This is a genomic window from Comamonas thiooxydans, assembly GCF_000964545.1.
Taxonomy (GTDB): Bacteria; Pseudomonadota; Gammaproteobacteria; order Burkholderiales; family Burkholderiaceae_C; genus Comamonas; species Comamonas thiooxydans.
In genome coordinates this window covers 41185-53689 of record NZ_BBVD01000018.1, presented here as the reverse complement: position 1 = coordinate 53689, position 12505 = coordinate 41185, and the positions used below count along the sequence as shown (strand labels likewise).

At 55.6% G+C, this 12505-nt stretch carries 10 protein-coding genes; 2 read left to right on the top strand and 8 right to left on the bottom strand.

Going from position 1 to position 12505, the window contains the following annotated elements:
• Nucleotides 1–136: 136 nt before the first annotated feature.
• The 5 genes from tphA1I to Cth01_RS21400 are packed head-to-tail and all read right to left on the bottom strand — an operon-like array spanning nt 137 to nt 4786.
• Nucleotides 137–1147: a terephthalate 1,2-dioxygenase reductase TphA1I gene (tphA1I, locus tag Cth01_RS21420; protein ID WP_045840352.1), complete on the bottom strand. Its 1011-nt coding sequence runs from the start codon at nt 1145–1147 to the stop codon at nt 137–139.
• Nucleotides 1148–1156: 9 nt separating this feature from the next.
• Nucleotides 1157–2104, bottom strand: coding sequence for a 1,2-dihydroxy-3,5-cyclohexadiene-1,4-dicarboxylate dehydrogenase (gene tphBI, locus Cth01_RS21415; protein ID WP_045840351.1), 948 nt, complete (start codon nt 2102–2104; stop codon nt 1157–1159).
• Nucleotides 2101–2565, bottom strand: a complete 465-nt coding sequence (gene tphA3I, locus Cth01_RS21410) for a terephthalate 1,2-dioxygenase terminal oxygenase subunit beta TphA3I (RefSeq protein ID WP_045840350.1) — start codon at nt 2563–2565, stop codon at nt 2101–2103. The genes tphBI and tphA3I overlap by 4 nt, the downstream gene beginning before the upstream one ends.
• Nucleotides 2562–3803 carry a terephthalate 1,2-dioxygenase terminal oxygenase subunit alpha TphA2I gene (gene tphA2I / locus Cth01_RS21405; protein WP_045840349.1) on the bottom strand — a complete coding sequence of 414 codons (1242 nt, stop codon included), beginning with the start codon at nt 3801–3803 and terminating at the stop codon, nt 2562–2564. Before tphA2I ends, tphA3I begins: the two co-directional genes overlap by 4 nt.
• A 14-nt stretch (nt 3804–3817) precedes the next feature.
• Entirely contained in the window at nt 3818–4786 is a 969-nt protein-coding gene (locus Cth01_RS21400) for a Bug family tripartite tricarboxylate transporter substrate binding protein (protein WP_045840348.1), read from the bottom strand.
• A gap of 109 nt (nt 4787–4895) precedes the next feature.
• On the opposite strand from Cth01_RS21400, the gene Cth01_RS21395 reads away from it, so the two are divergent.
• Both Cth01_RS21395 and Cth01_RS21385 read left to right on the top strand, forming a co-directional pair.
• Complete coding sequence (locus tag Cth01_RS21395; RefSeq protein WP_045840347.1) at nt 4896–5663, top strand: IclR family transcriptional regulator domain-containing protein; 768 nt, start codon at nt 4896–4898, stop codon at nt 5661–5663.
• Between the two features lie 979 nt (nt 5664–6642).
• Nucleotides 6643–7857, top strand: coding sequence for a tyrosine-type recombinase/integrase (locus Cth01_RS21385; RefSeq protein ID WP_045840346.1), 1215 nt, complete (start codon nt 6643–6645; stop codon nt 7855–7857).
• A gap of 424 nt (nt 7858–8281) precedes the next feature.
• Here Cth01_RS21385 and Cth01_RS21380 read toward each other — a convergent pair whose 3' ends face one another.
• The 3 genes from Cth01_RS21380 to Cth01_RS21370 form a co-directional block, all read right to left on the bottom strand.
• On the bottom strand, nt 8282–9112 hold the full coding sequence (locus Cth01_RS21380; RefSeq protein WP_052703429.1) for an HNH endonuclease family protein: 831 nt from the start codon (nt 9110–9112) through the stop codon (nt 8282–8284).
• Nucleotides 9099–11189 (bottom strand): AAA family ATPase, encoded by a 2091-nt coding sequence (locus tag Cth01_RS21375; protein ID WP_139032130.1) that lies wholly within the window; start codon nt 11187–11189, stop codon nt 9099–9101. The genes Cth01_RS21380 and Cth01_RS21375 overlap by 14 nt, the downstream gene beginning before the upstream one ends.
• 498 nt (nt 11190–11687) lie before the next feature.
• Nucleotides 11688–12485, bottom strand: a complete 798-nt coding sequence (locus tag Cth01_RS21370) for a hypothetical protein (protein WP_052703426.1) — start codon at nt 12483–12485, stop codon at nt 11688–11690.
• Nucleotides 12486–12505: the final 20 nt, after the last annotated feature.

Sequence of the window (12505 nt, the reverse complement as noted above, 5' to 3'; positions counted from 1 at the left end):
TGATTTACGCAAACAAGGATCAATATCGGTACCAACATCAGCACAGGTAGCAAGGAAGCAAGTACGTTGTCAATGCCGTGAATGCTTTTATACCTGCCTCAAGCCCGCCGTGTTGATATCGCATGGATAGCTACTTCTAGTGGTGACCAGTAGGGCCTGTCACAAAAACATCCGCGTGGAAGTCCTGTGAAAGCAGGCCCATATCGGAAGCAGCTGTGCGCACTGATTGAACCAGAGCTGGTGAGCCACAGCAGTGCACCACATGGTCGTGCAGGTTGCCAAAGTGTGTGCGTAGCGCGTCATCCACCCGACCTGCGTGAGCATCCGCAGGCATATCGCCTAGGTCGGTGATGGCTGCAATGTAGCGAAACTGCGGCCAAGCTTTGCGCCACTTGTCGATGGCGCTAGGAAGATACAGGCCCGAGGGGGTGCGAGCACCCCAGATCAGCGTTATGTCACGCTGTACCTTGCGTTTGGCTAGGTCATCAAGGACGGATTTGATGGGCGCAAATCCCGTGCCACCTGCCACGCAAACCAGGGGTCTGCTGTCGTCAGGCTTCAGTGCGATGCTACCGAATGGCAGTTCAATCTCCAACGTGTCACCAGACTTCAGCTGCTGAACGAGGGCGCTGAAGCGGCCACCCGGCACATGCCTGATATGCAGCGTGACACCATCGCTTTCATGGGGTGGATTGGCCATAGAGTAGCTGCGGCTTTCCCCGTCGTCGAGGTGAATCAGCAGGTATTGGCCGGCTTCAAATTTGGCGCGCTTTCCCACAGGCAGGCGTAGGCGCAGCAGCGAGACATCGGGTGCCGCCAGTGTATTGCTGTACACCTTGGCCGTAAAACGTTTTCGGGCTTCCGGGTCAAGGCGGCGAAAGGAGCTCGGCTGAATACGGATATCGCTGGCGGCGGTGCAGCCGCACAGCAGTACCTGCTCCGAGGTGCAGAGTTCGTTGCGCACGGCCATGCCATTGAAGGACGCAATACTTCCATTGAGCAGGACGCTCGCACAGTTGCCACAGCTACCTTTGCGGCAGGAATAAGGCAGTTCGATGCCGGCCTGCAGAGCAGCATCCAGTACGGATTGCCCGGGCGTGCAGGGGAACGCGATATCAGAGTCGTGGATTTGGATCTGGTGGTTCATGGTGGGTCCTCAGACCGGTTGGGCTCCGAGCAAGGTGATCGTGCGTAGTAGGGCTGTGGAGTCAGCCACGCCGCGGCCAGCAATGTCCATGGCGCTGCCATGGCCCACACTGGAAAGCACCACCCTGCCACCGATGGATAGTGCGCTGGCTCCGTTAGGTGCCAGCAGCTTGATGGGAATATGGCCCTGATCGTGCAGCATGGCTACATACAGGTCGTGCTTGCGTTGTGCCAGAACCATGTCTGCTCCCATGGGGCCGTCTACTGCTAGGCCGCGCTTGCGCAGTGTCTCGACAGCGGGAACGGTGATCTGAGAGTCCTCCAGGCCGAACAACTGCCCTTCAGATGCATGAGGGTTGATCCCAAATACAGCTACTTGTGGCTGAGGCACCCCGAGTAAGGTGCATGTCTGCACGGCAGCCTGCGCCGCGTTGACCACCAACTGAGGAGAGAGCCGCTCCAATGCGCTGCGCACGCTTTCATGCAAAGTGACATGCACTATGCGTAGGCCAGCACCCACCAGCATCAGGAATACCTGGTCTTCGTTCATGCCAAGAACATTGGCGAGCAAAGATGGGTAGCCGCTGAACGCTATGCCTGCGCGGTGAATGGCCGTTTCATGGTGGGGGCAGGCAATGACGGCATCGACCTCGCCGTTTTCGCACGCCCGGATGGCTGCTGTTGCAGATTGCACCGTGGATAGGCCTGCCTGCGGGGTGATCTCTCCCCATTGCACTGGTTGTGCAAGCGAGCCGGCTTCCTCATGAATGAGGCCTTGAAGAAGGGACTCCATTTGGCAGATCTGCGCCGCTTGTTGAAGAGCGCTCCACGGTCCATAGACCTTGATCAGGGATCTTTCGGTGGCAGATAGCTGCTGGAGAGCCTTCAGTGCGATTTCTGGGCCAATGCCGTGGGGATCGCCGAGGGCCAAGGCCAATCTACGGTGCACTATTGTCATAGCGGCAATGCCATCAGTGTGTCCGTCACCGTGCTGTCACACACAGCGATGCGCTCTTGCAGACGTAACTTGCCATCGATCGTGGTGAATTTGTCGAGGTACTCACCGCTGGCAAAGACCTCCGTTTCCCCGGTATGCATGATGCGCAGCACCATGAACGGAGTGGAAGCGCTGGCCTGTGCTGAATCGGCTGACTGGATCGAAGGCAGACCCAGGATATGGCGATAACGGTGGCGCTCGTAGATATTGGCTTCGCGCAGCGCAGAAATTCGGTCGGTGAGCATGTCCTGCGAATCCGCCCAGACAATGCCGGCAGCAAGCCCTTCAGCATGGTTGTCGACATTGGTGACGCGATAGTGGCAATCCTTCGTGAAGTAGGTTGGCCATTGCTCCATGGCGTCACTGTCTATGGTCTTCGCGTAAGCGGCATTGAAGGCCGCGATTTGAATTTCATTGATCATGCTTGCATCTCCTGTCCCATGTGCCTGCGGTAGGCCTTCCAAAAGCCGCGTACCGAAGTTTCCGTGGCGCGGCCTTCGCTAGAGCCTTCGTGGTCTCCGCCCATCTCGATGACCGCGTCAAGGTCGGCAGCGCCAGCGATGCCACGCTGGACGAATCCACCGACAGCTCCGTCTTCCATGGAAATGAATCCGGCCGGGCCGATAAGGTTGGCCTGTTTGAGTCTGACCTTGCGCTGCTCGGCACTGTCATCTGCATAGCCAAGATAGGTCCAGTTGAGTTCCGAGCTGGAGATGCTCTTGGGCAGCAACTGACGTACGGCGATGCTGTTCTGAATCTGCTGCAGTACAAAGCCTGGGAACACAGAAAGGATTTGCAGGGTCACGCCATCTTCGAACTCCTCGAAGCCCTCTAGAAGGCTGGGATCTTTGAGTCGGTAACGTTCGTTGTCGGAGCGGATGGCCTGGTCCTTGTACGAGTCGTCTTTGGCGCTGCGATCGATCATGGAATAGCTCACATGGTGCCCCCCCGACTCGTCAACGATGACGCCGCCTTTTTGTGAGAGGCGGTTTAGCTCGAAGGTGGTGAAGAACATATGCAGTAGGCTGGCGTGATAGCTGTCCTTCACGTTCTCGAAGTAGAGCTTCCAGTTGTTAGGCAGCTTTTGCGTAAAGCGACCGATGACTTCTACGGGCTTGTGCAGCACGCGCTCTATGCGCTCGCAAATCTCAGGGCCGAGATAATCCTCAATGCTGGGTACATCCTCAGAAAAACTGCCAAAGACCAAACCGCAAAAGACGGCCACGCGCAGCTTGCGCGGGCCATGCTCTTCTTTGCAGAACGAGGCCGGCATGCCACCCTGGCCCTTGACGCCTTTCTCGAAGGCAACGCCGGTCAGATCTCCCTGTCGGTTGTAGCTCCAGGCGTGATAGACGCACTGGAAACTATCCGCACGGCCCGATTTTTCCAGCGCGATGAGAGCGCCGCGATGCGCGCAGCGGTTCTCGAAGGCGTAGATTTCCTGGTCAGCATCCCGCACGACAACGATCGGTGTTTCGCCGGCAAAGGTGGTGCGGTAATCGCCTGCCTCGGGGATTTCGGATTCCAGGCACAGGTAGTTCCAGACCTCGCCGCGATAGATACGTTGCTGTTCCTGATCCGCATTGGCTGTGTCGGTATAGATACCGAAAGGCACGCGCGTATTGGTGGCCCCATGCCACTGGACGATGGATTCTTGCATGTTGATTTCCCGGGTTAGAGCTTGACGTTGGCGGCCTTCAGCACCTTCTTCCACTTCTCGGTTTCCTGATGGATGAACTGAGCAGTCTTGGTGGGATCCCAGCCGCAGGGCACGGCACCCTGTTCCTGAAAGTGCTTGCGGATGTCGTTTGATGACAGAGCCTGGGCCATCTGTCTCTGAAGCTTCTGTGCGATTTCTGCACTCGTGCCTGGGGGGGCGACGACAGAAAAGAAAGTCACGGCCTGCATGGCTGGCCATTGCTGCTCGGCGAATGTGGGGACCTGGGGCAATATTTGGGAACGCTGCTCGTCGGCAACGGCCAGAATGCGCACCTTGCCGGCATGGTGATAGGTTGCCGATGAGCTGATGTTGTCGAAAAACACATCCACATTGCCACCGATCAGGTCAATCAGAGCCGGGGCCGTTCCCTTGTAGGGAACGACGGTTAGCTCAGCACCCGTCAGCTGCATAAACATGGCCGCAGTCAAGTGGGATGTCGAGCCGTCGCCTTGCGTCGCCACAGTCACTTTTTTGGGATTGGCTTTGGCGTATGCAATGAACTCGCCAAGTGACTTAACAGGCAGCTTCGGGTTGATGACCAGGACGTTGGGCACTGTGGCCAAAATCGTCACCGGTACCCAGCGAGTCGGGTCAAAGCTGAGCTTCTGATAGAGGTTGTGGTTGATGGCGATGGGCCCCGGAGGGGAGGCCAGCACAGTCATTCCGTCCGGCGGTGCCCGGAACACTAGATCGGCACCGATGTTTCCACCAGCCCCGGGCTTGTTTTCAATGATCACGCCACCTGCGTAGTCCGCGCGGATTTTTTCGGCTACTAGGCGCGGCAGTACATCGGCGGTACCTCCGGCTGAGAAAGGCACGACGATCTTGAGAGGTTGATTTGACTGAGCCAGGCTACCTGTTGCAGCGACCGCAGCGGCAATGCCGATCAATGCTTCGCGTCTGCGAATGGATGCGTTGCGCATCTTGTCTCCTTCTTGTGTGGGGAACTGCAGTATGGGGATGTCGTACTTTGTGTTAAACCTGTTTTTGCGCTATGCGCAAAAATGTTGAAAACACCTTGATTTGGTCGCTATGCAGGACAAGAACTTTGTGGAATCGCTGCGCAAGGGATTGGGCGTACTGACTTGCTTTGACCGTCGGCATACCCGGCTCACGCTGTCGGAAGTGGCCAGGCTCACTCAGTCCACGCCAGCATCAGCCAGACGTTCGCTCAGCACACTGGTTCAGCTCGGTTATTTAGAGAGTGACGGAAAGCTGTTTTGGATGCAGCCCAAGTCACTGCTGATCGCCTATTCATTTCTGTCATCGCGCCCCATGCCTGCGTTGGCCCAGCCGCTACTGGATGCACTGTCGGAGCGCACCAGAGAATCCGCTTCGCTTGGTACTTTGTTGGAAGACGATGCCATCATCATTGGCCGTTCGACCGCACGGCGCAGCTTGAGCACGGGCCTAGGAATAGGATCCAGGTTGCCGGTGTACTGTTCTGCGATTGGTCGGGTGCTGTTGTCAGGACTCCCCCAGCAGGAGGCGCGTGCAAGGCTGGAGATGATTGAGCGGGTGGCTCTGACCCACCAGACAGTGACTGACTTGGAGGAGTTGCTGGGCCTGCTTGATACTTGCCGGCAATCCGGATGGTCATGCAGCGATGGAGAGTTGGAGCTGGGTGTGCGCTCCATGGCTGCGCCAGTGCGCGACCCTCAAGGCAACACAATTGCTGCCATGAGCATTGCAGTTAGGGCAGAGAGACTGAGCATGAGCGAGTTCAAAGAGACTTTTTTGATGCCGCTGAAGCGCGCTCGCAATGAGTTGGAAAAAAAGCTATATCCGCAAGGGTTGTAGTGCTCCACGATGTTCTTGCTGCTACCGCTGTGCGAGCACGACGGTAGACGTAGGAGCTACGCGCAAGAGCCAACTATGCAAGGAGTTTTGGCAGAACCATAGTGCTCCTTGATGGCGTCAATCAGCCGTGTCTTCTCCCGGTTGGGCAAGAGCTGCCTACTATCAATTTGCTGGTCTCGGAACAGTCCTTCCGAACTCACGCAGTCAACGTTCTTCGACCAGGGCAACCCAAAGTCTTCATCGTCGCAGCAGTAATTTCGATGCTCTTGGCGCTTGGCTCGCTGGCAAATCCTGATGCTTCAGGTAGTGCTGATACCAGCCTTTCAATGCGTTCTTGGTTGGATATCCCAACTGGCGAACCGTGGCTCTGACACGCCAACCAAGCTTGATGTAAAGCTCAACTGTACGAATCCTGTCTGCGTATGAGTACATGAACTACCTCTTGGTAGTCCAAGTTTTTGTCCGCATCCCCGGCGGGTCAGTTATGCGTGGAAATTAACACCGCAATGGGTCGTTTACTGCCGTTGGTCAGTACAAGCAAGCCGGTCATCGCGTATCGGAATGATGGTCAATCGAGGCCAGCGCCGGCACCTGTAACTGTGTGCAGAATTCGTGGTGCGAAGAGGTACAAGACGAACTGCTCGTTTAAGTGCTGGCACCGAACGTGAGACGCTCGTGAGATATCACCTTCGAAGCTCCCTATGGGCGTGAAAAAAGCCTGTTGCGGCATCCGCAACAGGCTTTTTTATGTGGGTTCTTATGTGGGATAGATTCTTATATCTATCGTAAGTCTTTGATTTAATTAAATTTATGGCGGAGGCTGTGTCTGCCAAATATTGATTCAATGAAATCCAATGATGTTTGATTTTGGTAGATAAGTCATTGTATAAAAAGTGAATTTTTTCTTTTTTGTTCAAATCGGTGTAAGGGTGTCTAACGTTTCGTGGCATACTGGATGGCATACCGACAGGTGTCTCCAATGGCTGTGATCACTGACGCAAAAGCACGAAATATCAAACCTGAAGATGCGGCTATCCCGCATGGAGGAGTGACCGGCCTGGCACTTCATCCATCAAAAACAAAAGGCAGGGGCAAATGGGTGCTGCGCTATGTCAGTCCTGTTGCCAACAAACGTAGAAATGCAGGCTTGGGCTCGTATCCTGAGGTCGGTATCGCTGAGGTTGCGAAGCGGGCAACCGCCATGAGGGTGACTTTGTCCGAGGGGAAAGATCCTTTGATGGAGAAAGCTCAGGCGGAGGCCGCTGTTAAGGCGCCAACCTTTAAAGAAGCCGCTGAAATCTTGCACAAGGACCTGCTACCAGGATGGAAAAATCCCAAACATGGACAGCAATGGATCAATACCCTTGCTGAATACGTCTTTCCCAAGCTGGGTGCAAAGCTGCTGGGAGACATCCAGCCTGCCGATGTCGCGGATGCTCTCAAGCCTATCTGGCTTGAGAAAGCTGAGACTGCGAGCCGGGTCAAGCAAAGAATTCATACGGTGATGGCTTGGGGCTGGGCGCATGGTCACTGCCAATCCAATCCAGTCGATGTGGTAACTCACCTATTGCCGCAGCAGCAAGGGAAGGCCGTGCGGACGCAGCACCACCCGGCAATGCCTTGGAGAAAAGTTCCTGCTTTTGTACGGGAAAATCTGCGCTTGGAAGGGCGTGTAGATATAACTCGCAAGTTGCTTGCGTTCGTGATTTTGACGGCTTGCCGCTCAGGTGAAGCACGCGGTATGACATGGTCCGAAGTGGACTGGAAAAATGCGGTTTGGACAGTTCCTGCTGAGCGGATGAAAGCGAAATTGCCTCACCGTGTTCCGTTGTCTCCAAGAGCTCTGCTGCTTCTCGAAGGGCAAAAAAATCAGCATGAAAGCTTGGTGTTCCCTTCTGTAAGAGCACAGGTAGCGCTTTCAGACATGACGATCACAGCGTTGCTTCGTCGACTGAACGCTGAAAGTGATGTGCCAGGGCGAGTGGCTACTGCCCATGGCTTTCGCTCTAGCTTCCGTGACTGGTGCAGTGAGCAAGGCTATTCCAGGGACTTGGCTGAACGCTCATTGGCACACACGATCAAGGATAAGGTTGAGGCCGCTTACCACCGGACCGACTTGCTTGAACAGCGCCGCGAGCTCATGAATGCTTGGGCAACTTTCGTGACTGGAGGTGTGGTCGGTCAGCATGCTTAAGCGCTGCAATCCCACCTCGAAGGCTGCGGGTGAAGAGAACATCGTTTCCACGATCCTCCATCGTGGAGACGATGGGGAAATTTTTGAATCAAGACCACCCTCGGCGACGTGTGGATAGCGAGTAATTCAAGGCCGAGGTGCTGGTCTGCCTGCTGTGCCAAGCCTAGTGTCAACGTGGGCAGCATGGCCCTGGTACGAGGGGCTGGTGTTGGCGATTGGTGCTGCTCAGGCACTGCCCCGCGTTTGACTCAGTTCAGTCTGAAGCAGTTTTTTCGTAGCGAAGTCGGCTATGCAGCGGGTGCGGTCTCTAACTTCCGCGAACTCGACGCCCGAAAGCTGCAGCTCAACGCTGAAGTGGAGTGTTGGCCTGCGGCTCACGGGTGTCTAGGAAGGTCGAGGCGATTCATGGCTTAGCAAAGGCGATCTACAGCAGCTGATTTAGTCCTAAGGAATGTAGGTACTGGCTCAAATGCGTCTTGACCAACGAACGCGTAAGTGCGACGTATGCCTCGTGGGGATGCATAAAAGCAACGAGGTCATCTAAATCTGCGCCAGGATCATGTCCTGCCTCCAGCGCCGCGACAGTGTGCCGGATCGCTGCCATTACGATCCGGCGGTGGCGGGAACGCATCTGCAAAAGCTCGATGCGTGCCAAGCCGCAGTAGTGAATCGTCGCGTCCCCTTTCGGGCTTATGACTCCAGCGACCCTCGCTGCTTGTACACGACCATCGTGCAAAAACTCCAGATGCTCAGCAGGATCGTCCTCACACGGATTCAGCAGCAGCGGCACCTCAAGGCCCATTCCCTTCGGATTGGCCGCTCGGTGACTCTCATTCTCGAGCGGGAAGAAGCTCGACTTTCCGATTACCCGGTCGTCCCCGTCGTGATCCGTCTGTGTTCGGGGTCTATTGCAGTCTGCGCAGGCAACCAGAAGGTTCGACCATTTCGCCGCGAGCCAGTAGTAGCCTGCCACGGTCGTCTTTACATGCGTGACCGGATCTACTACTACGACCGCACCTTTCGGTCGATAGTGCTCTATATCGCCGGGCTGATTTCCCAACAACAGCGATTCGCAGAACGCGCATTTACGCCCAAAAATCTTCTTTAGGGCAGTCTTCACCGCGTCGCTTGAATAGGCATTGAAGGCCAGCTTCTCATTCTTCTTCAGCGCCTCGCGGTTCGAGCGCAGCTCTCTTGCCGCTGACTTAGCAAGGCCCGGCGGGGCGCTACCTACGGGTCTGCTAATTTTGATCATCGAGCGCTCCCTGGGCCGGTGCGATCTCTCCCATCAACCGCTTCAACTTCGCAACTGTGGCTTTTGATAGCTCGGCAACATTGACTGTCGTCTGCGTGGGGATATCAAGATCCTTCTCGTTATCGAGCAACTGCAATGCCATGCGCTCTCTGCGCGAAGAACCCAGATACTGGGCCTCAGTAAGTTCACCGACGATTTCGTCAAGCCGTCGTTCTTCTTCCTCTGTACGGCCACTGTTCTCTATGAGATTTTCGTACTCTTTGATGGTCTCTTCCAGTAGAGGATCAAGCGTACTGTTCAGGCCGAAGTGCTCGGATGAGAGAAGCTGCTCCACGCGAAGCTTATGCACCGGCGGCAAGTCTTCCAGCGCATAGATCTGGCGAAGGCGGTTGCGCCGCAATACTGCCACCTCGCCCTCAACAAGGCCACGAAGGCAGAGCGGATCGTGCGTACTGAAAATAAACTGCACTCGCGGGAAGGCCGTGCGAAGGGCGCTTACGCATCTGAGGCGCCAAGCCGGGTGGAAATGGTTACCCAATTCGTCGATGAGGACGACCCCCTGTGCCGACTCCATTGACTCGTATGCCAAGAACATCACCTGCATGATGTCCACCGCGATCCCGAGCATGGACTGGTAGCCATCGCTGAGTTCACAGATTCTTCGTTCTGGATCACCTGCGATCAGAACTTTCAGCCCTTGGCCTGTGTCGTCCCTAACCAACTCCAGTCTCTGTTCGGGTGGGAGCAAACGCTGCAGGACGCCGTTGACGTTTGACAACCGGTGAGGGTCAAGGCCAGCGAGCCATTGCTCTGGGTCCGTTAAAGGCAAGAAGGGATCAAACAGATTGTCGATCTTGGCATGCCGCTCTCCACTCTTTGGCTTGTGTCTTCCCCGAGGCAGCAGGCGCGTCGCACCGTAAGCAAGCACAAGTGAACTCGACGTTTGCTTGCTGAAATCGATCGGCCGGTTGCGCCGCAAGGTCATTACCAGATCGGGCTGGCCTACGATCGACACGCGCACTTCCCCCTTGTACGCGTTTGAAGGAAGCAAGGCGTTACTGCTAAGCCCCAAGCGTCTCGTATAGGCCTTACCCGAAAGCGCCATAGCAACCGCACGCAAGACCGTGCTCTTGCCGACACCGTTTTCACCTAACAGTGCAAAGCAAGGCGCGAGCGACGACATCGACCCGCTCAAATCGAGTTGCAGCAGTCCGATTGCACCAAAGTTTTCGATTCTTATTCGCTCGATGTATCGAGCCACAGCACGATAGTTTTCTAAGCCAGTTGCGTCCTCCGTAGAGACATCCGATCGCCGCGCATCAAATGCTCTTTGTTCGCTGGATGCATCGAGGCTTTCACGCGAGAACTCCGGATGTCTCTCTGCGAAAAGCATCTGGCGCCACACAGCTGCGTAGGGCCCGCGGCCATCCGCTCGCCGACGGCGTTCGTTCGAGGTCGCAGCCTGAAACTGCAGGGCCTCACTGGCACGGGTCTCGACCAGAGCCCGCCGGTTCAACGCTAGAATTTCTACGGTTGCCCGACCACGCTCTGTTCGTCCAGCTACGCTGCCATCATTTAGGAACATGAGGTGTGCGTCAGGATCATCGTAAACGTCGCAGGGATCCAAAAGAAGCGGCCGCTCGATGTTTACGACTTGGCTGTAAGGCATACCTTCTTGTGCTCGTACACCACCTTGGACCGGAAAGCGACCGGCCTTGTTGCGATTGCAAGATGGGCAAGCCAGGTACAGGTTGCGCCAATCCTGCGCGAGATACCAGTACAGCTCCTTTCGGGCGGATGGACCAGGATCATCGACGATCCTCGGTCGAAAGAGTTCTATTTCTCCTTCGGTAGCTGCACCGAGCGGAGACTCGCAGTAGCAGCACTTTCCGGCGAACGTCTCCGTCAGGTATTCGCGAAATTTTGGATAGTCTTTACCTAGGACCCTTGGCAGTCCCGCTTTAGCGCTATTGCTGAGTCTCTCGAAATCATCAATGCCTGCAGGGTCGGTAGCCGGCCTATCCGCCAGAAACCTGACCATGAAAGGTAAACATGGCGGCCGGTCAATTGGTGTCACTCTCGCTCCTCTAGCTAGTTTCCTCGAGTCTACCGAGCTAGCTAGCGGTCACGTTGAATCGAGACAGGTTCCTTGGACCAACCGTGAGCTTCAAGTGGGTAGCCGCAAAGCAGCCGTTAATGAACTGTCGCTACCAGCCTGAAGCCGACCTCTGGCTCCTAGGTCGGCATTGCAGCGATTCCTGACGATGGAGTTGGTCAAGCGCACTCACACGGCGGGCCAGATAGCGGCCGTTGGTTTCGGAGGCTAGGCTGACAGCTAACGACAGCTGTCCGAGGCACTACGGTCATAGGGCTTGCTAGTAGCTCCAAGGCCCGCTTGACGGTTTTCTGTGCCGGCGGTTTCGACCATTGCCGCCACTCGAACAATACTGGTGCATCTAAGATGCACAGCGTATTGCCTACGGCCTGAAGCCGGTTTCAGATCGCCAATTGGGCGGTCGGGATCGCACATGTAAGTCGCCTTGGGTCATGCAGATGTGGGCCTTGACTGACGCCCTCAGCGGCGGCCACCGTCAGGAATCAATAGTGAGGCCTCAAATTCCTTATTGGAAAGAACCTGCGTGCTGATACCGAGTAGGCTGTAGATTGCCTGAGCTTTTTTTATCAGCTTCTTATCTGCCGTGACCAATGTGTCGCAGTAAGCCGCGTAAATGATGTGCGTCACGTCGTGAAGACGGGCACGTGATCTATCCCTCGCTTCCCTGTAGTAGCCTAGCTTTTCCAATAGGTTTGCGGCTAGGTTCACATATGCTTCGAACACACTGAATCGACTCTTCAAGTCGTCGAACTGCCAGGACAGTACTTTGATTTGCTCGTCCCTTGTGATCAATCTCTGGCTCCAAAGGCCGCGCGCAATGAGTTCACGGTGCACGATGTTGCTCAAGATGTCCGCTGGGGAGATGTTGTTCACCTCTGCGGGCATCCCAAAAGGTCTATCGTGCGCGTCGGCGATGACATCAGCTTCTACACGTTCGGCCCAGTCGTTGACGTCGTATTGATCGACGACGCGCGCATAGCAGTCAAGGGGAGATTCATCATGCAGTTCGACCCTGTCGCGCGTAATGGGGCGGAGCGCATTTCTTCCGGCGATTTTTCCCAGGAATTCGAGCTCGGCGTTGGTAATGGATGGTGGCGTCTTGTCCCTTATCGCCGATGCAGCAATGTCTTCAAGGTGAGCGGGACTAAAGACCACCAACTGTTCCTTGGTGGCCTCGTTGAAAGCCGATGTCAATGTCGGTTGTTGGCCCGATCTCAAATAGCTAATAACGTTGAAATCAAGATACAGCTTTTTCATTTGGATCAATCAGAATCAAG